The following is a 24,427-nucleotide window of genomic DNA, read 5'->3' on the forward strand; positions in this document are numbered from 1 at the left end:
TTAGTGCTCTTCGGCCAGTGCGCGGCCGATGAAGCTCGCCGCAAGCAACGCGAAGATGTACGCCTGCAGCACCTGGATGAACGCCTCAAGGAAGGTCATCGCGATGGCGAAGGCCCAGGCGACCAGCGAAACAGGCTTGAGCACCACCGGCGCCTGCAGGAGCAGGTACTCACCACCAAGGGTGAACACCAGCAGAATGAGGTGTCCCGCCAGCATCGCGGCGAAGACTCGGACCGCCAGCATGAGCGGGTCCATGAAGAACTTGAGGAACAGCTCGATCGGGGTGAGCAGCACGTAGACCAGCTTGGGCACGCCAGGCGGGAACAGCTGGTTCTTGAAGTAGCCCCCGAGGCCGAACTTCCGGATGCCGACGTAGTGGTGGAGTGGATAGACCACCAGGATCGCCAGCGCCAGCGGGAAGCCGATCTTGGCCATCGTCGGGAACTGGATGATCGGAATGATCCCGAACAGGTTGTTCACCAGGACGAAAGTGAACAGCGTGAGAATCAGCGGCACAAACGGCCTGAACTCTTTCGAGCCGATCTGCTCGCGAGTGATGTTGTTGCGGCTGAAGTCGTAAACCGACTCGGCGGCGAACTGCCACTTGCTCGGGACGACCTTCATGTTCCGCGTCGTAATGAGGAAGAACGTGGCGACGATGATGATGGACAGAACCACCAACACCATCGGCTTCGTGACCCCGCCGAAAATCGGCGGGAGGAAAAAGTCCTTAACACCGGGGGGCGCGAACTTGTCACCCTCGGCCAGCAGCCTGCCCAACTGTGGGCTCCTTCCGGTTCTCCCGGCCGGCGTTCACTCCGCCGGGGGAATCGTCACGATCAGGACGTAACGTACCTGACTGACTTGGCTTGTCTTCAGGCGGCTACCCGGGTTGTGCGGACGCCATAACGGCATGCGCGTAACACGGCCACCCCGCCGTCCAGGGCGAACCATATCAGGGAAGTTCAGCTCACCTGACAGGCGTACTGGGTGGCTTGTGCGCTACTTCTCACCAGCGGGAATGATGGTCGGCAGCTTGGTGCGGCGGAAGGCCATCGCCTCGGCGCCCGCGGCCACGAGGATCACCGCGGCCATGGTCAGCCCAAGCGAGATCCGGTGCAGCTCGTCGACGTTCTTCAAAGCGGTCATGACCAGCAGCAACACCAACAGCTTGCCGACGAATCCGCCCAGCGAGGCGGCCATCGCGATATGCGGTCCCTGGGCGGCGGTTTTGCGCATAAGGAACAAGGTCAGCAGCGATGACGCGCAGGCAAGGACGCCGCCGACCACCGCGCCGAGCGCACCCGCTGTGCCATTGACTATGCCGAAGATCACTGCGCATACCACGACAGTGGCGATCGACGGCCACAGCGCGTAACGGAACATCGCCTCCGCCAGCGTGCGAAGGGCCCGCGCGTGCGGATCCATTTCCGGGGTCTGCTGCTCGTCGTCGCTCATCGAGGCCTAAGTCTAGGGATCGCCGAGACGACTGACACGCCCAGGGATGGACATCCCTATTCCGGCGACCCGGCGAATGCGTCCGATAACCCGGTGAAGCGATCACACGGCCCTATCGGCATCGCCGCTAAAGCGACCGCAGTGACCCCCACAGGTCGGACCAGGGTCGGCGGAGCCCTTCGCACAGCCAGACCGGCGCGCCCTGGAAGGTGTTGTCGACGCCGAGCCGGTTGTCCACCGTCGCGACCCGCGTGACGTGGCCGAAGTGCTCCATCAGGCCTGCCCGCGTGCCGCCGACGTGCAGCACGAGCGTGGCGCTGTCCGGTGGGGCGCCGAAGTACCAGTAGCCGCGGTGGGGGCTGTACACAGCGGGCAGGCCGCGCTCCGGCCCGTAGCGGGCGACCGCGCTCGCGGCCCAGTAGTGGTCCGCGACGACGGTGGCACGGGCTCGGTCCTCGGGTGGCAGGGCCCAGTAGGCGGCGGCCACCGCGTCGGCCAACTCCGGCCAGCCCACGCTCTCCACGCCGATGGGGTTGGTGGCGGCGCCCTGCCCCGCGAGCGACTCCACCGGCCGGACCGGCAGCAGGGTCAGGACCATGGCGGCGGACAGGGCACAGGCGGGCCACGCCGCCCACGGCAGCCAGCGGGCGCGGACCCGGTCCAGGCCGACCGCGCCCACCGCCCAGAGCACGGTGAACATGCCGGTCACGTAGTAGCCCTGGCCGAAGGTGAGCACGAACAGCAGCACCAGGCCGAACAGGGTCCAGGCGAGGAAGCGGTGCTCGGGCGATCGAAGGGCCCGCCAGATGCCGAAGCCCAGCAGGGGTGCGCCGAGGACGCCCGCCGAAGCGAGCAGCAGCAGGAAGAAGCCGACGGGCCCGCTGTCGGCCGGGCCCTGCTGGGCGGCGAGGACGCTGCCCATCGCCAGCTGGGGCCACCCGTTGGCGGCCTGCCAGAGCACCGCGGGCACCGCCCCGGCCGCGGCGATCGCGGTGCCGATCCAGAACATCCGCTTCCGCAAGAGCTCGCGCGGGCCGAAGGCCAGGATCGCGAGGCAGGCGGCGACCCAGAAGAACACGATGAGGTATTTCGCCTGCAGCGCGACGGCGGTGGCCACGCCGGTCCACAGCAGCAGCCGGTCGTCACGCAGCCGGATCCACCTGGCCAGCAGCCAGGTGATGACGATCCACAGGAACATGTCGATCGGGGTGGTCGCGAGCACGTGGCCGCCGACGGCGAGCACCGGCGAGCAGGCGACGGCGGCGGCGGTCAGCACCTGGGCCCGCCGTGAGCCACCCAGTTCCCGGGCGGTCGCCGCCGCGAGCAGCACACCGGCCACCGCGCACAGGAGCGCCGGAACCCGCATGGCGACGAGCGAACCGGGGAACATGGTGTCCGCGATCCGGGCGAGCAGCGGCACCAGCGGCGGCTGGTCCGCGTAAGACCAATCGAGATGGTGCCCCGCGGCCCAGAAGTAGAGCTCGTCGCCGAAGTAGCCGTACCGGCCGCTGGTGAGCAGGAGCAGCAGGGCGAGACCGCCCGCGATGGCCAGGACCGGCCACTGGTGCGACGCGGCCACGACCAGACCGCGGCTCGACGGCCGCGCCACCTCGGCTGGGTTGGTCGCCTGCTCCTGAGACCTGTTTCCGCTGACAGTCACGCCGGTACCTCGATGGGCTCGTCGACCGGCGCCGGGGCGGGCCGCCTGGGCAGAAGGAACGCGGGGACCAGGCACAGCGCGACCAGCCCGAGCGCACAGGCGAAGGTCGTGGCGAACGAGTCGGCCACCAAGGCGGCCGCGGCGTCGCGCGTCGACAGGTGGTCCATCGCCTCGGTCGCGGCGGCCTGGCCGCGCTCGGTGGGCACGCCGAACTTGCCCGCCAGCGACCCGGCCAAGATCATCGACAGCACCGCCGCGCCGACCGCCCCGGACGCCTGCTGCAGGATGCTCAGCGTGGTGGAGGCCCTGGCCACCTGACGGCTCGTCAGGTTCAGCATGGCCGCCGACATGAGCGGGATCATGGTCGCGCCCATCCCCAGCCCCATGACGAACATGGCCAGCACCAGCGGCCAGTACGGCGTCGCCGCGGTGACCTGGGTGAACACGGCCAGGCTCGGCAGGATCAGCACCAGCCCGGACAGCACGACCCGGCCGGGCCCGAACTTGTCGGCGAGCAGCCCGCACATCGGGATGGCGATCATCGCCCCCACGCTGCTCGGGACCAGGAGCAGACCGGCCTGCAGCGCGGATTCCCCGCGGGCCAGCAGGAAGTACGCCGGGTACAGCAGTCCCCCGCCGAGGAAGCCGACGAAGAAGATCGACAGCCCGATGGCCGAGATCGTGAACGTGCGGTCCTTGAACAGCGCCAGGTCGATCAGCGGGTTGCCGATCCGCGTCGCCCGCACCAGGAAGCCCGCGATGCCCAGAACGCCCACCACGCCGGGCAGCCAGCCCGCGGCCGCGCCCGTCCCACTCGCGATGAGGACCGCGCTGAAGATCACCAGCGCCAGTCCCGGGGAGAGCAGGAGCATGCCGAGGAAGTCGAACGGCTCTGCTGACTCCGGCTCGTCCCTGGGCAGCATTCGCCACGCCAGGACGAACGCGACCACGCTGATCGGGATGTTGATGAGGAAGATCCACCGCCAGTCCGCCGCGTCGACCAGCCAGCCGCCCACGATCGGACCGGTGATCGGGCCGAGCAGCATCGGCACGCCGAGCACCCCCATCACCCGGCCGACCCGCCGCGGTCCGGCCGCCTTGACCAGGATCGTCGTGCCCGCCGGTCCGAGCATGCCCGCGCCCAGCCCCTGCACGACCCGGAACGCGATCAGCGATCCGACGCTCCACGCCGTCGCGGCGAGAATCGACCCGAGCATGAACAGCGCGATGGCCACCAGGTAGAGCGCTCTGGCGCCGAACCGGTCGCACGCCCAGCCGGTGACCGGGATGGCCATCGTCAGCGCGAGCATGTACCCCGTCACCACCCAGTGGATCGTGGCGAACGAAGTGTGAAACTCGGCTGTCAGGGCGGGCAGCGCGACGTTGACGACCGTCGTGTCCAGGATCGCCATGAACGATCCGATGACGACGACGATCGCGGCCCGCCACACCACCGCGTCGAGCTTGTCCGGGCGCGCGTCCGGTTTCGGTTCCGCTCGGGTCATGACCGGCCTCAGCCCTGCTCGGCCTTGGCCTTGAGGGCGTCGAGCAGGCCCTTGATGCCCTTGGCCGACATCTTCTCCAGCATGCGCTTGGGCATCGGCCACTTCAGGGCGATCTCCTGCGTGACGGTCACCTCGCTCGCCCCTCCGTCGCCCGCGGTGACGGCGCAGGTGAAGTCGTACTTCGTCGTCACCTCGCTGTCGAAGAGGCGGAACTGGTAGCGGTCGTCGGCCGGGTACTCGTATTCGACGGTGTGCGACGCCTTCTGGCCCATCGCGGTGACGAACCACTTGACCCGCAGCGGCCGACCCCGGTCGTCGGTCGCCTGGATCTCGACCTTCTCGTAGCCGCTCTGCCACGCCGGATACGCGGTGACGTCCAACAGGATGTCGAGGATGGTCTTCGATTCCGCGTCGATCGAGATGGACCCTGTCACAGGAGCCATGGGTGAACCTCCTTCTCTGGCCGGTCTGCTCAAGCCGCGGGGCTGTCGGCCGACAGGTCGGGGATCAGGTCGCCGAGCGGGCGGTGCGGGTCGGCGACGATGGCCTCCAGCAGCCGCACGTACGCGCCGACCCAGGCGGCGACCGCGCCGGTCTCGAAGTAGCCCGCCCGGTGGTTGAGGGTGATCTGCATCAGTTCGCCCGCGACCACGATCTCGACCCGCAGCGGGTGCTCGGTCTGGGCCATGAACTGCAGCGGGATGGCGCCGAAGACGGTGTGGAACCGGCCGAGGTTGGAGGCCAGGCCGGGCACGGTCTCGCTGACGAGATAGCTCTCGACGAGCGGCACGTCGGTGCGCGCGCCGGTCAGCTCGTGCAGCACCGCCTGCGGGAGGTACTCGTACTCGGTGATCGCGGACATCTTGTCCTGCACCCCCGCCAGCCACGGCAGCAGCGACGCCGTGCGGTCGACACTGGTCGCGACCGGAAGGATGTTGAACATCAGGCCCACCGCCTGGTCGACGTCGACCGTGGTGGTGCCGCGACCGGAGAAGATGGCGCCGCACACGACCTCGGGCGCTCCGGTGATGGCGCTGAGCAGCAGGGCCCAGGCGCCGTGCACCACGGTGTTGACGCTGAGGCCGTGTCCGCGGGCCAGGTCGGCGAGCGCGGTCGCCGTCTGCGGCGCGACGAGCATGCCCTCCTGCAGCAGCGGCGGCAGCACATCGGTCGGACGTTCGTCGGCGGGCAGGGTGATCGACGGCGCCGGAAACTCGACGTCCTGGAGTTCCTCGCGCCAGAACGCCGTGGCCGCGGACAGGTCCCGCCTGCTCTGCTCGACGCAGAAGTCGCCGAAGGCCGCCGACGGCGGCACGAGCACCGGCTCGTGCCCGGCGGCGAACGCCTCATAGGCGTCGAGCAGGGTGTTCACCAGGATCTGATAGCTCCAGCCGTCCTGCGCGGGAAGGCTGAACACGTGCAGGTAGTCGTAGACGTCCTCGTCGAGGCGGAACAGGATCAGGCGCAGCCGCGGGGCGGAGCCGTCGAACCCGAGGCGCCGCTGCGCCTCGGTGTAGGCGCCGATCCGGCGCTCCTGCTCCACCGGCGCCACGCCACGCAGGTCGTGCGTGTCGATCCGCAACGGCACGTCCGTGCGGACCACCTGGATCCACCGGCCGGTCTCGTCGCGGACGCTCGCGGTGCGGAACGTGGGGTACCGGTCCACGGTGTGCTGCCAGGCCCGCCGCAGCGCCACCGGGTCGAGACCGCGGTCGGACAGCCGGAACCGCTGGTGGACCACGAACACGCCGGACTCGGGCTCACGCTCGATGCTGTCGAGGGCGCGCTGCTGCATCCCGGTGGCCGGGTAGGCGTCCTCGGCGTCGGGGTAGTGCGACCGGGCCCAGGCGAGCAGTTCAGGGTCCCGGGCCATGGTGGGCGCCGCGCTCACCGGGCCGCGCGACTCGACGAGCGCGGCCAGGGCCGCGATCGTGCGGCTGCGGAACACGTCCTGCGGGCTCAGTGCCATTCCCCTGGCGTTGGCCCTGCTCACCATCTGGATGCCGAGCAGGGAGTCGCCGCCGAGTTCGAAGAAGCCGCGGTCGACGCTGACTTCCCGCAGGTCGAGGACCTCGCACCAGACGTCGGCGAGTTGCTGTTCGAGGTCGTTGCGCGGCGCGACGATCTCGCCCGTCGGCTGCACGCCGCGCACCGGCAGCGGGAGCGCGTCGCGGTCGAGCTTTCCGTTGGCGCTGACCGGGAACTCCGACACCGCGACGACGGCGGACGGGACCATGAACTCCGGGATGCTGTCGCGCAGGAAGCGCGGGACGTCGGTGCTCAGCCAGCGGCTGAGTTCGAGCAGGCGCGGGTTGTTGGTGTAGTGCCTGGGCGCGCGGCCGGGCTCGGCCGGGTCCGCCCAGTCGACGAGGTGCCCGCTGCCGGGGCGGTACAGGGTGACCCGGTAACTGCCGTCGGTGCTGCCGCCCTCCCAGGCGATGTCGGCGAGGTAGCCGAGTTCGTCGGCCAGTCGCCACCACAGTTCGGGCTCGACGCCCTCCTGGGTGTCGGTCCGAAGCAGGCCGTCGACGGTCGAGTCGTCGGCGGCGTCGGCCACCGCGGCGAGGAACGCGTTGATCGAGGCCACCCGGGCGTTGGGGACGCCGTCGACCCGCAGCGCGTCCGGGCGTTCGTCGGTCAGCACCCGGCGGATGTCGGCCATCGAGGTCCACGCCACCGGCTCGGGGGCGGGTCCGGCCGCGGTGGTCTCACCGACGTGCAGGGTCACGTCGTAGCGGTAGCGGGTCAGCTCGTTGTGGTCGTCGCCGCGCTTGAGCGCCAGCTCGACCCGCGAGACCGCCGGGTGCTCGCGGCGCAGGGCGGAGAAGAACTCCGGTGCGATCACGAGTTCCTGCTCGTGCGCGGTGCGCTGGCGGACCCGGCCGCGCAGCTTGCCAAGGGTGAGGCCGGGCTCGGCCTTCGCGAGTTCGACCTCCACGTGGAAGGCGTCGAGCATCGACAGGTTGCGCAGGTCGCCGAGGAACAGGGCGCCGCCGGGGCGCAGGCAGGCCAGCGCCTTGCCGATGACCTCGAGCAGGTAGCCGGGGTCGGGGAAGTACTGCGCGACGGAGTTGACCACCACGACGTCGAACCGTTCGGTGTCGAGGTCGGTGAAGTCGTTGGCGTCGCGCTGCGACAGCCGCGCGTCGACCGTGTCGGGCAGGGTGGGGACGAGGTTGTCCCGCACGTACTCCACGGCGGCGCCGGAGATGTCGGTCGCCCAGTACCGCTCGGTCGTCGGGGCGATCCTGGCCAGCAGCAGGCCGGTGCCGCCGCCGATCTCCAGCACCCGCTTGGGCCGCAGCGCCAGAATCCGGTCCACTGTGGAATCGACCCAGACGCGCATCTGCTCGGCGGGCAGCGGCTCGTCGGTGTAGCTGCTGTTCCAGCCGACGATGTTGAAGTCGGCCTCGGTCTGGTCCGCGTCGAGCCGGTAGTTCTGGTCGAAGAGGTCCTGCCATTCGGAGACCCGGTCCAGTGCCGAGGACTCGGGGGCGACCGCGCCGTCCTCGGGGACGACGTAGGCGACGAGTTGCTTGTCCTCGGCGTCCTGGGTGAGCTCACGGGCCAGGACCACGACGTCGCGGACCGCGTCGTGCTCGGCCAGCGCCGCCTCGATCTCGCCGGGTTCGATGCGCAGTCCGCGCACCTTGACCTGGAAGTCGGTGCGGCCGAGGAAGACGATGGTGCCGTCGGGCTGGTACCGGGCCAGGTCGCCGGTGCGGTACATCCGCGCCTCGGGGTCCGGGCTGAACGGGTCCGGCAGGAAGCGCTGCTCGGTCAGTTCCGGCCTGCGGTAGTACCCGCGGCCCACTCCCACGCCGCCGATGAACACCTCGCCCGGGGTGCCGATCGGCACCGGGTGCAGGTGCTGGTCGAGCAGGTAGATCCGAGTGTTCGCGATCGGGGTGCCGATCGGCACGATGGCCGAGCGGGTGTCTCGCGGGCACTCCCAGTAGGTGCTGTCGACGGAGGATTCCGTGACGCCCCAGAGGTTGTAGATGGTCGCGCCCGGCAGCAGGTCGTAGAGCGCGCGGATCGACGACTGGGGCAGGACCTCGCCGCTGGAGATCACCCGGGTGATCGACCGGCAGTGCGCGATGCCGGGGTGCTGCAGGAAGACGCGCAGCATCGGGGGGACGAAGTGCAGCGTGGTGACGCCCTGTTCCTGGATCAGCGTCGACAGGTACTCGGGGTCCTTGTGCCCCTCGGGCCGGGCCAGGATCATCCGGGCGCCGGTGAGCAGCGGCCAGAAGAACTCCCACACCGACACGTCGAAGCTGAACGGGGTCTTCTGCAGCACCCGGTCGGCCGCGGTGAGGCCGAACTGGTCCTGCATCCACTGGATCCGGTTGACCACGGCGCGGTGCGAGTTCATCGCGGCCTTGGGCTGTCCCGTGGAGCCCGAGGTGTAGATCATGTATGCCAGGTCGTCCAGGCCCGCGCGGGTGTCCGGGCGGGTGTCCGGCTGGTCGTCGAACTCGCCCGCGCGGTCGAGGGGGATCACCGCGGATCCGTGCTCGGGCAGGATTTCGACGAGCCGGTCCTGGGTCAGCAGGATGCGCGGCCGCGCGTCGCCGAGCATGAAGGCCACCCGCTGGCGCGGGTAGGTCGGGTCGATCGGCAGGTATGCGCCGCCCGCCTTGAGGATGGCGAGGAGGCCGACCACCATCTCCGGTGACCGTTCGACGCAGATGCCGACGGGCTGGTCGGCGTCGACGCCCAGCGCGCGCAGCCGGTGGGCCACGCGGTTGGCGCGTCGGTCGAGGTCGAGGAAGGTGATGTCCTCGCCCTCGAAGGTGAGGGCCACCGCGTCGGGCATCCGGTCGACGGTGTCCTCGATCAGCGTGTGCAGGCAGCGCATCCGATCGGCCGGGTAGGCGCGGTCGGTGTCGTTCCAGTCGACGAGGATCTGCTTCTCGACCTCCGGCGGCAGCACCGGCAGTTCGGAGACCCGTCGGTCCAGCGCGGACGCGAACGCCTCGAGCAACACGCGGTAGCCGGCGAAGACGCGCTCGATCGTGGTGTGGTCGAAGATGTCGCTGTTGTACTCGGCGTCGATGTGGAGCGAGTCGGCTCCCTCGGTCACCGAGATCTCCACGTCGAACTTGCTGGTGTCGGTGTGGACCTCGGTGATGTCGGAGAACGGCGATTGCGCCCCGTCCTCGCGGACCGGGATCGGGATCGAGTCGATCTTGTGCCGCTTCATGTCGAAGAGGACCTGGAACAGCGGGGTGGCGGTGAGCGCCCGTTCCGGGGCCATCTCGGCGACGAGCGCGTCGAACGGGACGTCCTGGTGGTCGGAGGCGCGCTTGGCCACCGTGTCGACCCGGCCGATCAATTCCCCGACCGTCGGGTCGTCACCGAGACTGGTCTTGAGGACCATGGTGTTGACGAAGAAGCCGATGAGCCCCTGGACCGCTTCGTGCTGCCGGTTGGCCATCAGCGTGCCGACGACGACGTCGCCGGAGCCCTCGGTGTCGCCCGCGTAGCGGTAGAGCACGACTTTGAGCGCGGCCAGCAGCGTCGTGAAGAGGGTGACACCGCGCTCCTTGCTGAAGGAACGCAGCTGCTCGACCAGTTCCTCGCCGACCTCGAAGCTCGTGCTGCCCCCGCGGAACTCCTGCAGCGCGGGCCGCGGCCGGTCGGTCAGCAGTTCGACGCCGGTGGCGGTGTCGCCCAACAGTTCCCGCAGGCTCGCGACGCGGGCGGCGAGGTGGTCGCCGTCGAGCTGTTCGCGCTCCCAGAGGGCGTAGTCGGCGTACTGCACGGGCAGTTCGGGCAGCACGGGACGGACGCCGTTGGCGAAGGCGTCGTAGGCCATCGCCATCTCCGCGCCGAACACACCGCCGGACCAGGCGTCGCCGATGATGTGGTGCATGGTGAAGAGCACCCGGTGCTCGTGGGGGCCGAAGCGGTAGAGCGTCACCCGCATCAGCGGGCCGGTCGCCAGGTCGAACGGGTGCCGGGCCGCGGCCTTGGCGAGCCGGTCGCACTCGGCGTGCCGCTCGTGCTCGGGCATCGACTCCAGGTCGACGACCGGCACCTTCAGCGTGAGGGTCGGGGCGATCCGCTGCCACGGCTGCCCGTCGACGTTCGGGAACGTCGTGCGCAGGCTCTCGTGCCTGCGCACGAGTTCGTTGACGGCCTGCTCCATCGCCTCCGGCCGCAGCGGCCCGTGCAGCACGACCGACATCGACATGTTGTAGGCGGGGCTGCCGGGGACCATCTGGTCGAGGGACCACAGCCGCTGCTGGGCGAAGGTCAGCGGAATCCGGAGATCGGCGGCCGTGCGTCCCAAGCGGGCCGCGGCGATCCGCAGGAGCTCGCGGTTCGGGTCCGGCTCGCCGCCGTCGCCGCCCTCGGCCATGGCGATGAGTTCGCCGCGGACGAACCGGGCGAGCGCGACCGGCGTCGGGTGGTCGAAGACCTTGCTCACCTGCAGGCTGAGCCCGGTGGCGCGGTTGAGCCGGTTGCGGACTTCCAGCGCGGTGAGCGAGTCCATCCCCAGATCGAGGAATCGCACGTCGGCGTCGATGTCGTCGGCCGAGCTGTGGCCGAGCACGCCCGCGACCACGCGGCGCACGAGGTCGAGCACGGCGGCGCGCTGCTCGTCGTCGGAACCGGCGAGCAGGTCGGTGCGGACATCGAGCTGGGTGTCGGTCTCGGGCAGGTATGCCTCGATGGGGTCGGTCTCGGTCGAGGCCTGGCCGGGCGCGGGGGTGTTGATCCAGAACCGCTGGCGCTGGAACGCGTAGGTCGGCAGTTCGACGGTCGGGCCCGCGGGGAGGACCGCGCTCCAGTCGACCGGGATCCCGCCGACGAACGCCTCGCCGAGCGAGGTGAGCAGGCGCTCCCGGTCACCGTGGCCGCGTCGCAGGGTGCCGATCGTGCAGAACGGGTTGCCCACCTGCTCCAGGTTCTCCTGGACTTCGCGCAGCAGCACCGGATGCGGGCTGACCTCGATGAACGAGTCGAAGCCCTGCTCGGCCAGCGCGGTGATCGATCCGGCCAGCCGGACCGGCTCACGCATGTTGGAGAACCAGTAGCCCGCGTCCATCGCGGTGGTGTCGATCCAGTCGCCGGTCACGGTCGAGAAGACCGGCACCGTCGACCGCAGCGGCTGGACCGGCGCGAGTTCGGCGAGCAGGTCCTCGCGCAGCACGTCGGCGTGCGGCGAGTGGGTGGCGACGGAGGCGGGCACCCGGCGGGCGCGCACGCCGTCGTTCTGGCACTTGTGCAGCAGCTCGTCGAGCGCGAGGTCGTCGCCCGCGACGACCGTGGACGAGGGGCTGTTGATCCCGGCGACGCTGAGCGCGCCGTGCCACTGCTCGATGTACGCCGAGAGCTTGTCGGCCGAGAGCTCCATGGCGACCAGGCCGCCGCGGCCCGACATCACCCGAACCAGGCGCCTGCTGCGCAGGGCCACGATCCTGGCGGCGTCCGGCAGGGTGAGGGCGCCCGCGACGTAGGCCGCGGCGATCTCACCCTGGCTCTGGCCGAGCACGGCGGCCGGTTCGAGGCCGTAGGAGCGCCAGACGGCGGCGAGGGACACCGCCACCGCGAAGAGCGTGGGCTGCACGACATCGATGCGCTCCAGGCCGGGGGCGCCCGGGGCCTCGCGCAGCACGTCGGTCAGGGACCAGTCGGTGTACTCGCGGAACGCCTCCTCGCAGGCCGCCAGCTCGCGGGCGAAGGCTGGTTCGCTGTCGAGCAGGTCGACCCCCATCCTGGCCCACTGGGAGCCCTGGCCGGGGAAGACGAACACCGTCCTGCCGGTGACGCGTCCCTTGCCGCGCACCAGGTTCGGGCCGTCGTTGTCGTCGGCGAGCGCCCGCAGGCCGGTCAGGAACTCGTCGCGGTCGCGGCCGACGAGAGCGGCCCGGTGTTCGAAGACCGACCGCACGGCGAGGGAACGGCCGACATCATGCGGCGACACCTCGGGTCGTGACTCCACATAGGACACCAGCTTGGCGGCCTGGGCGCGCAGCGCGGCCGCGGAGCGGCCGGACACCACCCACGGCACCGGGCCCGACTCGTCGGCGTTCTCGCCCGCGGGCTCGTCCTCGGTCGGCGCCTGCTCCAGGATCGCGTGGGCGTTGGTGCCGCTCATGCCGAACGACGACACGGCGGCCCGCCGGGGGTGGCCGGTGTCGGGCCACGGCCTGGTCTTGGCTACGAGTTCGACGGCGCCGCCTGCCCAGTCGACGTGCGGGGTGGCGGCATCGAGGTGGACCGTGCCCGGCACCTGGCCGCGGCCCAGCGCGAGGACCATCTTGATCAGCCCGGCGACGCCCGCCGCGGCCTGGGTGTGGCCGATGTTGGACTTCAGGGACCCGAGCAGCACCGGCCGGTCGCCCGGGCGGTCCTGGCCGTAGGTCGCGAGCAGCGCCTGCGCCTCGATCGGGTCGCCGAGCGTGGTTCCGGTGCCGTGGGCCTCCACGACGTCGACGTCCGCGGCGGAAAGACCCGCGTTGGCCAGCGCGCGCCGGATCACCTTCTGCTGCGACGGGCCGTTGGGCGCGCTGAACCCGCTGCTCGCGCCGTCCTGGTTGACCGCGGAACCCCGAACGACCGCCAGCACGCGGTGGCCGAGCCTACGGGCGTCGGAAAGTCGTTCCAGCACCACGATTCCGGCGCCCTCGGACCAGCCGATGCCGTCCGCGGTCGCGGCGAACGGCTTGCACCGGCCGTCCGGCGCGAGAACGCCTTGGCGGTCCAGTTCGATGAGGACCTGCGGGGTCACCATGACGGTCGCGCCACCGACCAGCGCCAGGGAGCACTCCCCCTGTCGCAGCGCGGACACAGCCGAGTGCAGCGCCACCAGCGACGAGGAGCACGCGGTCTCCACGGTCATCGCGGGCCCTTCCAGGCCCAGCGTGTAGGAGATCCGTCCCGCCGCCATGCTGCCGGAGTTGCCGTTGCCCAGATACTCGTTGTACGCCAAGCCCATGTACACGCCCGACTGGCTGCCCGCGAGCGACTTCGGGTCCACCCCGGTGCGTTCGAGCGCCTCCCAGGCGCACTCCAGCAGCAGCCGGTGCTGCGGGTCGAGAGTCAGCGCCTCACGGGGGGAGATGCCGAAGAAGGCGGCGTCGAACCCCGCCACGTCCGGCAGGAATCCGCCTTCGCGCACGGGAATGGCCGCCGACAGCGACTCCAGGTCCCAGCCTCGGTCGCCCGGGAAGCGCCCGATGGCGTCCTCGCCGTCGGTCATCAGCCGCCACAGGTCCTCCGGCTCGCTCACCCCGCCCGGCAGCCTGCAGGCCATGCCGACGACGGCGAGCGGCTCGGTGGCGGCCGCGGTCAGCTCCTCGGTCTGCCTGCGGAGCCGGTCGTTCTCGATCAGCGACGCCCGCAGCGCCTCGACAAGCTTGTCCGAAGACGTGTCCATGCTGGTTGTACCCCCACGTAAGTCGTTGTTCGGCGAGGCGGCCACGCGCCCGCGTCAGAAGCTCTCAAGCTGCTCGTCGAGCAGGGCGAAGATCTCGTCCGGGCTCGCGGACGCCACACCGGCGGCCTGCTCCACGCGCGCCGGAGCCCATTCGCGCAGCAGGTCCCTGAGCCTGGTCACCAGCTCGTCGCGCGTCGCGTCGTCGAGCGCCCGGTCGTCGATGACCGAGCGCAGGTGGTCGACCGCGGCGTGCGCCGGATGGATGCCGTCTTCGGCGGACTCCACCAGGCCCGCCAGCTCCGATCGCAGGTGCGCGGCGAGCACACCGGGCGTCGGGTAGTCGAAGACCAGGGTCGCCTGCAGCCGCAGACCGGTGGCGGCGCTGAGGCGGTTGCGCAGTTCGACCGCGGTGAGCGAGTCGAACCCGAACTCCTTGAACGGCCGGTCCTCGTCGATCGTCTCGTCGTCCGCCGCGGCGTGCCCGAGCACGGCCGCCACCTCCGCGCGGACCAGGTCCAGCAGCACGCCGCGCTGTTCGGCCTCGGTGCGGCCGACCAGATCCTGGATCCAGCCCTGTGCGGGCGCGGCCTGCGGCTCGTGGCCGGTCGGCCGGTGCGCGGGCACGCGGACCAGGTTGCGCAGCACCGGCGGCAGTTCGTCGAGTCGCGCCACCGTCCGCAGCGCGGACAGGTCCAGCCGGGCCGTCACCAGGGCGGCGGCGTCGATGCCGCGGGCGGCGTCGAACAGCGCGAGGGCGTCGTCGGTCGCCATGGGCAGCACACCGGCGACCGCGAGTCTGCCGAGGTCGACCTCGGTCAGCCCGGCCGCCACACCGCCCGCCGCCCAGTAGCCCCACGCGAGCGCCTGCCCGGGCAGGCCCAGCGCGCGGCGGTGCTGGGCGAGCGCGTCCAGGAACGCGTTCGCGGCGGCGTAGTTGGCCTGGCCCGCGCCGCCGAGGACCCCGGACAGCGAGGAGAACAGCACGAACGCCGAGAGCCCGTGGTCGAGTGTCAGCTCGTGCAGGTTCACCGCGGCGTCCACCTTGGCGCGCAGCACCCGGTCGAGCCGCTCGGGGGTGAGCGCGGCGACGACGCCGTCATCGACGACGCCCGCGGTGTGGATCACGGTCGACAGCGGGTGTTCGGCGGGCACGGCCGCCAGCACTTCGGCGAGGGCCGCGCGATCGGCCACGTCGCAGGCCGCCACGGTGACGGTCGCGCCCAGGCCGGTCAGTTCGGCGACGAGGTCGGTCGCACCCGGCGTGTCCAGGCCGCGGCGGCCGACCAGCAGCAGTCGGGTCGCGCCCCGTTCGGCGACGAGATGGCGTGCGACGAGTCCGCCGAGCATTCCCAGGCCACCGGTGATCAGCACGGTGCCAGGCACCTCGGGGGCGGGCTCCACCGTCGAGCCGGACGCCCGGACGAGCCTCGCCACGCGCACGGTGCCCGCCCGGACCACCGACTGCGGCTCACCCGCGGCCGTGGCCGCGAACACCATGCCCGCTGATTCGGGTGTGCCGTCGGTGTCCACCAGGAGAAAGCGGTCCGGGTGCTCCGACTGCGCCGACCGCACCAGCCCCCAAACCGACGCCGCGACGAGGTCGGGTGAGCCGGTGTCGCCCATCGCCGCGCTGGTCAGGATCACCAGGCGGGAGGAGCGCAGACGGTGGTCGTCGAGCCAGCCCTGCAGGAGGGCGAGCACATCGGTGAGCGTGGCGCGGGCCGCCGCGGCGACGTCGGGATGAACGACCTGCGCGAGCAGGCCGGTGTCGTGAGCGTCGAGCCCGACCCGATCATGACCGCCGCGGCCGTGTCCGCCCACACTCGCAACAGCACGGTCGAGCGTGGTGGCGGGGATCGGCGCGAACACGAGGTCCGGTGCGGGCGCACCGGAATCGAGCGCGGCCGACAGCGCCGCGAGGTCGGCATGGCGGTGACCGACCGGCAGCGGGGACTCTCCGCCGAGCACCGCGCAGCGCTCAGGCCGCGTGCGCGCGCCCGTCGAGGTGGCGACCGGCCAGTCGAGTCGGAACAGGGAGTCTCGGTGGCGGGACCGCGCGGCGAGCAACTGATCCGGGGAGACCTCGCGGGTGGCGAGGGACTCGACCGAGAGCACCGGGCCGCCGTTCTCGTCAGTGGCCAGCAGCCCCAGTTCGTTCCCGTCCCGGCGCACGAGCCGGACCCGCAGGGCGGTGCTCCCCGTGGCGTGGACCGCGACCCCCTGCCACGCGAAAGGCAGGCGCAGCCGGGTCTCCTGGTCGGTCCCGTCGGCGAGCAGGGCGTGCATCGCGGTGTCGAAAAGCGCGGGGTGCACGCCGTAGCCCGCGGCGGTCACCGCGGCGGACTCGGGCAGGACGACCTCGGCGAAGAGTTCGTCACCGCGCCGCCACACGGCGCGCAGACCCTGAAAGGTTGGGCCGTACCGGTAACCGAGGTGCGCGAGGCGGTCGTAGAAGCCTGCGAGGTCCACGGGATCGGCGTCGACCGGAGGCCAGGCCCCGCGCAGGTGGCGCCACTCCCCTTGGCCGGTGTCGTCCAAGGAGTGCAGGAAGCCGTCGGCGTGCCGCGTCCACGGGTCGTCCGCCAAGGCGTCGGCAGCCCGCGAATACAGCGCCACCGACCGGCGACCGCTCTCCTGCTGCGCGCCCACGGCGAGCTGAACGGTGAGTTCGCCGTCGTCGGGCAGGACGAGCGGCGCGTGCAGGGTCAGTTCCTCGACCCCGCCCAGACCCGACTGGGCCGAGGCGAAAGCGGCCAGCTCCACGCACGCGGTGCCCGGCAGCAGCACGGTTCCCGCCACGGCGTGGTCGGCGAGCCAGGGGTGGCCCGCCTGCGCCAGCCGCCCGACGAACAGGGTGCGGGCGCCGTCGGCCACCTCGACCGCCGCGCTGAGCAGGGGGTGGTCCACCGGGGTCAGCAGGTCGCCCAGTGCCGTGTGCGGGACATCGATCCAGAACCGGCGGCGCTGGAACGCATACGTCGGCAGCGGCACCCGCCGGGCGTCGCTGCCCGCGAAGACGGCGGGCCAGTCGACCGCGACACCGCGCACCTGCGCCTCGCCGAGCGAGGTGAGGAAACGATCGGCTCCCCCGTCAGCGCGGCGCAGGGAGCCGACGACGACCAGGTCGACGCCCGCGCGCCCGCCGAGGTCCTCCAAGCCGTAGGTCAGCACCGGGTGGGCGCCGCACTCGACGAAAGTTCGGTGGCCATCGGCGATCGCCGACTCGACGGCGCCGACGAAGTCCACGGGGCGGCGGAGGTTCTCGAACCAGTAGGAAGCGGTGAGATCAGCGGCGTCGAGCGGGCCCGCGGTCGCGGTGGAATAGAAGGGGATGGCGAGCTCACCCGGCTCGATCACGCCCAACGCGTCGCGCAGGTCCGTCTCGATCGCGTCGACCTGGGCCGAGTGGGCGGCGTAGCCGATGTGGACGCGCTGAGCACGCGTCCCGTCGGACTCGCACACCGCGAGCAGTTCCGCCAGGGCGTCGAGGTCGCCGGACACCGCGGTCGACGCCGGACCGTTGAGCGCGCCGATCGAGAGCCGCTCGCCCCACGGGCTGATCAGCGTCTTGACCTCCACGGCGGGCAGCGCGACCGACACCATCCCGCCGCGGCCGGTCAGGCGGTCCCGGATGAGCTTGCTCCGCAGCACGATCAGCCGGGCGGCGTCGGCGAGCGACAACGCGCCCGCGACGCAGGCCGCGGCGATCTCGCCCTGGCTGTGCCCCACCACGGCGGTGGGACGCACACCGCGGGAGCGCCACAGCGCGGCCAGCGACACCATCATGGTGAACAGCGCCGGGTGGACGACCTCGTCGTCGTCGAGGCCGCGGGCACCGGGAGCGCCGTGGAGCACCTCGGACAGAGACCAGTCCAGGTACGGCTCGAAGGCGGCTTCACATTCCCGCACACGGGCGGCGAACACCGGCTCGGACTCCAGCAACCGGGCCGCCATGCCCGCCCACTGGTGTCCCTGGCCGGGGAAGACGAACACGGCGCCGTGCCGGTCCGCACCGGTGGCAACGCCCTGAGTCAGGTTGTCGGCGGCCGACCCCTCGGCGAGCGCCGTCAGGCCCGCGCGCAGCGACGCCCGGTCGGCGCCGACGACGACGGCCCGGTGTCGCAGCACGGCACGGTCGGCGGCGAGGGACAAGCCGATGTCGCCGTCGGAGAATTCCCCCGTGTCCAGGTGGCTCAGCAGTCGCGCGGCCTGCTCCCGAAGGGCGGGCTGGGACTTCGCCGAGAGCACCCACGGCACAGCCGCGAGCCGCACCGGTTCACTGTCGCCGGTGCTGTCGTCGTCCGCTGTGGTTCCCTGCTCGATCAGGACGTGCGCGTTGGTTCCGCTCAGGCTGAACGACGAGATGCCCACCCGGCGGGGTGCGCCCGTGTCGGGCCACGGGGTCAGCTCGGTCAGCAGTCGGATACCGCCGTCGGACCAGTCGATGTGCGGGGTGGGCGCGTCGATGCCGAGGCTCGGCGGCAGCACGCCCGCGCGCATCGCCTCCACCATCTTGATCAGGCCCGCCAGCCCGGCCACGGCCTGCGTGTGCCCGATGTTGGACTTCACCGACCCCAGCAGCAGCGGAGCGGCATCCGCCCGCGCGCGTCCGTAGGTGGCCAGCAGCGCCTGGCCTTCGATCGGGTCGCCGAGGGTCGTGCCGGTGCCATGGGCCTCCACGGCGTCGACCTGGTCGGGCCGCAGGCGCGCGTCGGCCAGCGCCTGCCGGATCACCTGTTGCTGGGCGGCGCCGTTGGGCGCGGTCATGCCGTTGGACGCGCCGTCCTGGTTGACCGCCGTGCCCCGGACGACCGCCAGGACCTGTCGGCCCTCGCGACGCGCGTCGGACAGCCGTTGCAGGGCGATCATGCCCACGCCCTCGGCGAAGGAGGTCCCGTCGGCCGCCGCCGCGAACGGCTTGCACCTGCCGTCCGCCGCGAGCCCGCCCTGGCGGCTGAACTCGACCAGGAGCGCGGGGGTGGACATGACGGACACGGCGCCGACCAGCGCCGTCGTGCAGTCGCCGCGGCGCAGCGCCTGACACGCGTCGTGCAGCGCGACCAGCGCCGAGGAACAGGCCGTGTCGATGGTGACCGCGGGGCCGTGCAGACCGAGCGCGTAGGCGATCCGGCCCGAGGCGATGCTGCTTCCGTTGCCGTTGAGGAAGAAACCCTCAAAGCCGGCGGTGCCCTGGCTCGACGCGCTCAGCCTGGTCGCGTAGTCACCGGTCATCATTCCGATGTAGACACCGGTCGGGCTGCCGCGCAGCGAGTCCGCCGGGATGCCCGCGCGTTCGAGCGTCTCCCAGGCGATCTCCAGCAGCAAGCGGTGCTGTGGGTCCATCGCGACGGCTTCGCGCGGCGAGATCTCGAAGAAGTCGGCATCGAAATCGGCGGCGTCGTGCAGGAATCCGCCCAGCAGGGCGGATTCCCGACCGGACCCGGTCGACCGGTCGTCGACGGGCCAGCCCCGGTCGGCGGGGGCGCCGGTGATGGCGTCGTCGCCGTCGGCGACCAGCCGCCACAAGTCCTCTGGGGACCGCACGCCGCCGGGGAAGCGGCAAGCCATGCCGACGATCGCGATCGGCTCGGCGCTTTCGGCGGCCTCAAGCCGTTTCCGGGTCTCCAACAGCTCGCCCGTCACCCGCTTGAGATAGCCGCGCAGCTTCTCCTCAGCGTCCACCGGACATCCTTTGTCGTGTCGACTTCGCCCTGAGCGCACCGGCGTCTCCCGGCCGCACGCGGCGGCGGAAGGAAATGTGGCTCCTGCCGAATGATCGACAGATCCGGCGCCGGGAGCCAGGCAGAACCGGCGGCGAAAACCGCGGCCGGTTTCCGCCGCCGGTTCTGCCTGGTCCGTTGTCGTCCGCAAGACGAGGCTGCGCACTGGATACCGCTGACAAGTTGTGCGAGTCGGGCAGCCCGCGCTGCCACTGGAGGTCGACCGTGGTTTTCCAGCCCACCCGTGGTGAGCTGCCCGCCCGCTTCGGGCCGGGCGTGCCGAATGTGCCGCCGATCGGGCCGTCGACGCTCGACGCCGACGTCTACCGCGATCCTCAGCGCTACGAACTCGAGCGCCACCGCGTCCTCAACCGGGGCTGGCAGATCATCTGCCGGTCGGACCAGCTCCCGAACCCCGGCGACCACCAGGTCTGGGAAGGACACGGGGAAAGCGTCGTCATCACCCGCCGGGAAGACGGTGGCCTGGCCGGGTTCCACAACGTCTGCCAACACCGGGGCGCCCGGATCGTGCCGCGCAGCGGAACCGGGGCCCGCAAGTTCACCTGCCGCTGGCACAACTGGGCCTATGACATCGAAGGCGCCGTGCGCGGGGTTCCCGACCGGCCCGACTTCGACCGTGACGTCCTCTCGGGACTGTGCGCGCCCGCCCTCGACCTCGACGAGTGGGGCGGCTGGGTCTGGGCCGTGCTGGCCGGTCCGGGAGTCGCGGGCCCGCTGCCGGACTGGATCGGCCAGGAGATCGCCGCCGACCTCGGCGCGTTCGGCATGCAGGACATGGTGCTGACCGAGAAGGTCGAATGGGTGGTCGACGTCAACTGGAAGGTGTGCGTCGACGCGTTCAGCGAGTACTACCACGCGCAGGCGCTGCACCAGCTCCCGTCCACCGACGTCAAGGACGCGCGGCACTCGACCATCGATGTGTTCGGCCGCAACGGGATGATGGTCGTGCCGGTCATGGGCGGGCTGGAGGAACTGCGGCGCACGCTCGACCACAACGCCCTGGCCACCTGCAACTACGTGTTGTTCCCGACCACGGTGGTCAACAGCACCAGACTGCACACCCAGGTGTTCCGCGCGGTCCCGCTCGGTGTCGACAAGACCCGCTTCGAGGCGTGGGAACTGCGGTACGACACCGATGACGAGGACTACCTCGACTACGTCGAGATGTCCTGGGAACTCTACAAGGCCATCATCGAGCAGGACGTCGAAGAGTGGACCGACGTGGCCGCGGTGGCCAGGTCGTCGGCCTACCGCCAGAGCGTCCTGAGTGAACGCGAGTGCCTCATCACGCATTTCCACCGGGTCTGCGAGGACATGCTCGCGGGCGGCGACGGCCTCGGCCTTGAACCCGCCAGGGAATCCGACCGGCAAGAGGCCTGACGCCCGGCCGCACTCAGTTGACCGTTTGCCCGAACCTTCGGGAAGTTGGCCCGCAGGCGCGGCCGGAGAAGAGGAACTTCGCCATGTCCACCACCACCCCCCAATCCGAGGTCCACTCTCCGGAAGTGATCCACGACCGGCTGCCGTCGCTCACCGGGGTTCGCTTCTTCGCCGCGCTGGCGGTAGTCGTGGTGCACCTGGTCTCGACCCAGGCCATCTTCGCGAACACCGCGCTGCAGAAGGCGTTCGGGGCCACCATCCCGTTCGCCACCTCGGCCGTGTCCATCTTCTTCGTCCTGAGTGGATTCGTGCTCACCTGGTCGGCGCGGTCATCGGACGCGCCCGCCCGGTTCCTGCGCCGCCGCTTCGTCAAGATCTTCCCCAACCATCTGGTGACCTGGGCCCTGGCGGTGCTGTTCATCCTGCTTTTCGGGACAGCGCACCTGATCGGCACCTCGGGCGCGATCCGCTGGGACGCCACCCTCGCCAACCTGTTCCTCGTGCACGTCTGGGTGCCAGACCCGAGCTACATCTCCTCGGCGAACGCGCCCGCGTGGTCGCTGGCCTGCGAGGCCTTCTTCTACCTGCTCTTCCCGCTGCTGTTCGTGGCGGTCAGGCGGATCTCCCGCGAGCGGCTCCGCCGCTGGGCCGTGGTCACCACGCTGGTCAGCCTGTCGGTTCCCTGTTTCGCGCTGCTGTTGACCGGTTCCCACCTGGCGCCCGAACTGCCCATCCCGACCCTGCAGCTGTGGTTCGGCTACCTCTTTCCGCTGACCCGGCTCCCGGAGTTCCTGCTCGGCATGCTCCTGGCCCGGATCGTCCGTGAAGGCGTGTGGCGCCCGACCCGGATGCGCTGGGCGGTCCTGGCGCTGTTCGGCTCGATCGTCGTCTCGCTGACGCTGCCGCCGATCTTCTTCTTCGGCCCGTTCTACGCCGCGGCCGCGGGTCTGCTGGTCGCCACGCTCGCCACCCGCGACATCACCGGTGCGCCGTCGCGGCTGCGCGGCCGGGCGATGATCTTCCTCGGTGACCGCTCCTATGCCTTGTACATGAGCCACTTCGTCGTCATCGCCTTCGCCCGGCACCTGTTCTTCCCCGCTGGCGGGCTGAGCACGGTCCAGGCTCTGCTGGCGCTGTTCCTGGTGGTGCTGCCGATCGCCCTCGTCGCGTCCTTCCTGCTCTACGCCGGGGTGGAACGTCCGCTCTACCGGCGGTTCGCGAATCCCCAGGACAAGGTCGCGGTGTGATGGGGCTGGGCTTCTTCTCCGTCTATCCCTACGTCATCCTGATCGCCGCTCTGCTGTTCGTGCTCCGCGCCAAGGTGTTCGGCAGGCTCGACGAACCTGTCGGCCAGGTCGAGCGCACCCGCTCGGTGGACGGCCTGCGCGGCTTCCTGGCGATCAGTGTGCTGTTCCACCATCTCGCGGTCTGGCACGGATACGCCACGACGAACGCCTGGGCCGAGCCGCCGTCGGCCTTCTACGAGTTCCTCGGGAAGGCCCCGGTCTGGCTGTTCTTCATGATCACGGGCTTGCTTTTCTGGCAGAAGCTGATCCGCGGCCACGGCGCCATGCGGTGGCGCGCCCTGTATGTGGGGCGCGTGTTCCGCATCGGGCCGCTCTACCTCGCGGTCGCGCTGACCATGCTGCTCATCGTCTTCCTGAACACCGGCTTCCGCTTGAACGGCGATCCGGCGGCGGTGCTCACGCAGGTGGCGAAGTGGCTGGCACTGGGCCTGTTCGGCACCGCCACGACCGAGGTCAACGGCTACGCGCACGCCGACACCATCGTCGCGGGCGTGACGTGGACACTCCAGTTCGAGTGGCTGTTCTACTTCTTCCTGCTGCTGTTCTACCCGCTGGCGCGCGCACGGACGCGGCTGGTCTTCCCGCTGGCCGTGCTGGTCGTCACCCTGGCGGTGCCGTCGAGCGGAGCGGGCGAGTTCCTGTTGGCCTGCCTGGGAAGTTTCTTCGCGGGCATGTCCTGCGCGGCCCTCGTGGAACGTGGGGTGGAACTGAAGGCCGACCCGCGCCTGTGGTCGGCCGCCGCCCTGCTCTGCCTCATCCCGGGCGCGGTGGGTCTGGTGGAGCCGACCGGGAACGTGCAGATCGGGCTGCTCGCGATCTTCTTCTTCCTGGTCTGCGCCGGATCCGACCTGTTCGGGCTGCTGCGCACCCGCGCGGCCGTCCGACTGGGCAACCTGAGCTACAGCGTCTATCTCACCCATGGCCTGGTGCTGACGGTCTTGTTCATGGTCCCCCTGGCCCGCGACGTCATGGTGGCCACCGCACTCGGCTTCTGGCTGGTCGGCACCATCGCGGTGTTCGCTGTCGCCGGACTGTCCGCGCTCACCTACGTCTTCATCGAGCGTCCGGGAATCCAACTCGGCAGGCGTCTCACCCGTAAGGCGCCCGCACAACAGAAGTGATGGGCAGGCGAACGCCAGTGGGGCGGGGCTTCGGATTTCGAAGCCCCGCCCCACTGGTGTTGTGACGGACCTCGGCCCAGGCAGGTTATGCCTGGAGCGTCTGGCCGACGACGTCGGCGATGGCGTCGTTGTGCTCCGACAGGTAGAAGTGCCCGCCGGTGAACATCCGCAGCGAGAACGGTCCGGTGGTGTGTTCGCCCCAGGCCATCGCCTCGTCGAGGTCGACATGCGGGTCGACGTCGCCGATGAGGGCGGTGACCGGGCAGTCCAGCTTCGGTCCCGGCTCGTAGCGGTAGGTCTCGACCGCCCGGTAGTCGTTGCGCATGGGCGGGAGGATCATGTCCAGCACGTCCTTGTCGCCCAGGATGCGGATGTCGGTGCCGTTCAGGGCGTTCAGCTCCTCGACGAGGCCCGCGTCGTCGCGCAGGTGCACGGTTCCCTCGCGGTGGATCGAGGGCGCGCGGCGGCCGGAGGCGAACAGGGCCACCGGGGACGCGGCCCGCCGCCGCTTCATTCGCAGCCCGACTTCGAACGCGATCGTCGCCCCCATGCTGTGTCCGAAGAACGCGACCGGCCCGTCCAGAATCGGCTCAAGGGCGCGGTAAGCCTCGTCGGCGAAGTCGGCGATGCTGGAGAGGAATGGCTCGCCGCGCCGGTCCTGCCGTCCGGGGTACTGCAGGGCGAGCACCTTGTGGCGGCGCTCGAGCGCGGCGGACAGCGGGCGGAAGTAGCTGGCCGAACCGCCGGCGTGCGGGAAGCAGACGACAGTCGGCCCCACACCGGGTCCGGCGTGGAACTCCCGGATCCATGCGGTGTCCACGGCGGTGTTGTTCATAGCGGCTCCATTCGACGCACTGGCTG

General features: G+C 70.8%; 10 protein-coding genes and 1 pseudogene. 3 read left to right on the forward strand and 8 right to left on the reverse strand.

The annotated features are described in order from the left end of the window. The 7 genes and pseudogenes from atpB to GPZ80_RS17855 form a co-directional block, all read right to left on the reverse strand. Positions 1 to 780 (reverse strand): F0F1 ATP synthase subunit A, encoded by a 780-nt coding sequence (gene atpB / locus GPZ80_RS17825; RefSeq protein WP_187221496.1) that lies wholly within the window; start codon positions 778 to 780, stop codon positions 1 to 3. A gap of 222 nt (positions 781 to 1,002) precedes the next feature. Then, positions 1,003 to 1,458, reverse strand: a complete 456-nt coding sequence (locus tag GPZ80_RS17830; protein ID WP_187221497.1) for a Cg1360 family ATP-synthase-associated protein — start codon at positions 1,456 to 1,458, stop codon at positions 1,003 to 1,005. A gap of 127 nt (positions 1,459 to 1,585) precedes the next feature. Next, entirely contained in the window at positions 1,586 to 3,118 is a 1,533-nt protein-coding gene (locus GPZ80_RS17835; protein WP_312880407.1) for a glycosyltransferase family 39 protein, read from the reverse strand. Next, positions 3,115 to 4,623, reverse strand: coding sequence for a DHA2 family efflux MFS transporter permease subunit (locus GPZ80_RS17840; RefSeq protein WP_187221498.1), 1,509 nt, complete (start codon positions 4,621 to 4,623; stop codon positions 3,115 to 3,117). The genes GPZ80_RS17835 and GPZ80_RS17840 overlap by 4 nt, the downstream gene beginning before the upstream one ends. Before the next feature lie 8 nt (positions 4,624 to 4,631). Beyond that, the gene (locus GPZ80_RS17845; protein ID WP_187221499.1) at positions 4,632 to 5,066 is read right to left on the reverse strand and encodes an SRPBCC family protein; all 435 of its coding nucleotides are present in this window, start codon (positions 5,064 to 5,066) and stop codon (positions 4,632 to 4,634) included. A 29-nt stretch (positions 5,067 to 5,095) separates the two neighbouring features. Next, a pseudogene (locus tag GPZ80_RS17850) lies at positions 5,096 to 13,999 on the reverse strand (amino acid adenylation domain-containing protein); the annotation flags it as partial. Positions 14,000 to 14,071: 72 nt separating this feature from the next. Beyond that, positions 14,072 to 19,699 (reverse strand): type I polyketide synthase, encoded by a 5,628-nt coding sequence (locus GPZ80_RS17855; RefSeq protein WP_187221501.1) that lies wholly within the window; start codon positions 19,697 to 19,699, stop codon positions 14,072 to 14,074. 263 nt (positions 19,700 to 19,962) lie between these two features. Between GPZ80_RS17855 and GPZ80_RS17860 the strand changes: the two genes are divergently transcribed. From GPZ80_RS17860 to GPZ80_RS17870, 3 genes are all read left to right on the forward strand, one after another. Continuing rightward, positions 19,963 to 21,138, forward strand: coding sequence for an aromatic ring-hydroxylating oxygenase subunit alpha (locus GPZ80_RS17860; protein ID WP_187221502.1), 1,176 nt, complete (start codon positions 19,963 to 19,965; stop codon positions 21,136 to 21,138). Positions 21,139 to 21,221: 83 nt separating this feature from the next. Continuing rightward, entirely contained in the window at positions 21,222 to 22,385 is a 1,164-nt protein-coding gene (locus GPZ80_RS17865) for an acyltransferase family protein (protein ID WP_187221503.1), read from the forward strand. Next, positions 22,385 to 23,566, forward strand: coding sequence for an acyltransferase family protein (locus GPZ80_RS17870; RefSeq protein WP_187221504.1), 1,182 nt, complete (start codon positions 22,385 to 22,387; stop codon positions 23,564 to 23,566). The genes GPZ80_RS17865 and GPZ80_RS17870 overlap by 1 nt, the downstream gene beginning before the upstream one ends. An 85-nt stretch (positions 23,567 to 23,651) precedes the next feature. Here the strand turns inward: GPZ80_RS17870 and GPZ80_RS17875 are convergent, their stop codons facing one another. Then, positions 23,652 to 24,401: a thioesterase II family protein gene (locus tag GPZ80_RS17875; protein ID WP_187221505.1), complete on the reverse strand. Its 750-nt coding sequence runs from the start codon at positions 24,399 to 24,401 to the stop codon at positions 23,652 to 23,654. Positions 24,402 to 24,427 lie beyond the last annotated feature (26 nt).

This window comes from Actinokineospora xionganensis, from assembly GCF_014323725.1.
In the GTDB taxonomy this organism is placed as follows: domain Bacteria; phylum Actinomycetota; class Actinomycetes; order Mycobacteriales; family Pseudonocardiaceae; genus Actinokineospora; species Actinokineospora xionganensis.

Excerpts from the sequence above, each read along its gene's own strand:
- GPZ80_RS17830 (WP_187221497.1), bottom strand. The coding sequence starts at position 1,458 with ATGAGCGACGACGAGCAGCAGACCCCGGAAATGGATCCGCACGCGCGG.
- GPZ80_RS17840 (WP_187221498.1), bottom strand. The coding sequence starts at position 4,623 with ATGACCCGAGCGGAACCGAAACCGGACGCGCGCCCGGACAAGCTCGAC.
- GPZ80_RS17845 (WP_187221499.1), bottom strand. The coding sequence starts at position 5,066 with ATGGCTCCTGTGACAGGGTCCATCTCGATCGACGCGGAATCGAAGACC.
- GPZ80_RS17865 (WP_187221503.1), top strand. The coding sequence starts at position 21,222 with ATGTCCACCACCACCCCCCAATCCGAGGTCCACTCTCCGGAAGTGATC.
- GPZ80_RS17870 (WP_187221504.1), top strand. The coding sequence starts at position 22,385 with ATGGGGCTGGGCTTCTTCTCCGTCTATCCCTACGTCATCCTGATCGCC.
- GPZ80_RS17875 (WP_187221505.1), bottom strand. The coding sequence starts at position 24,401 with ATGAACAACACCGCCGTGGACACCGCATGGATCCGGGAGTTCCACGCC.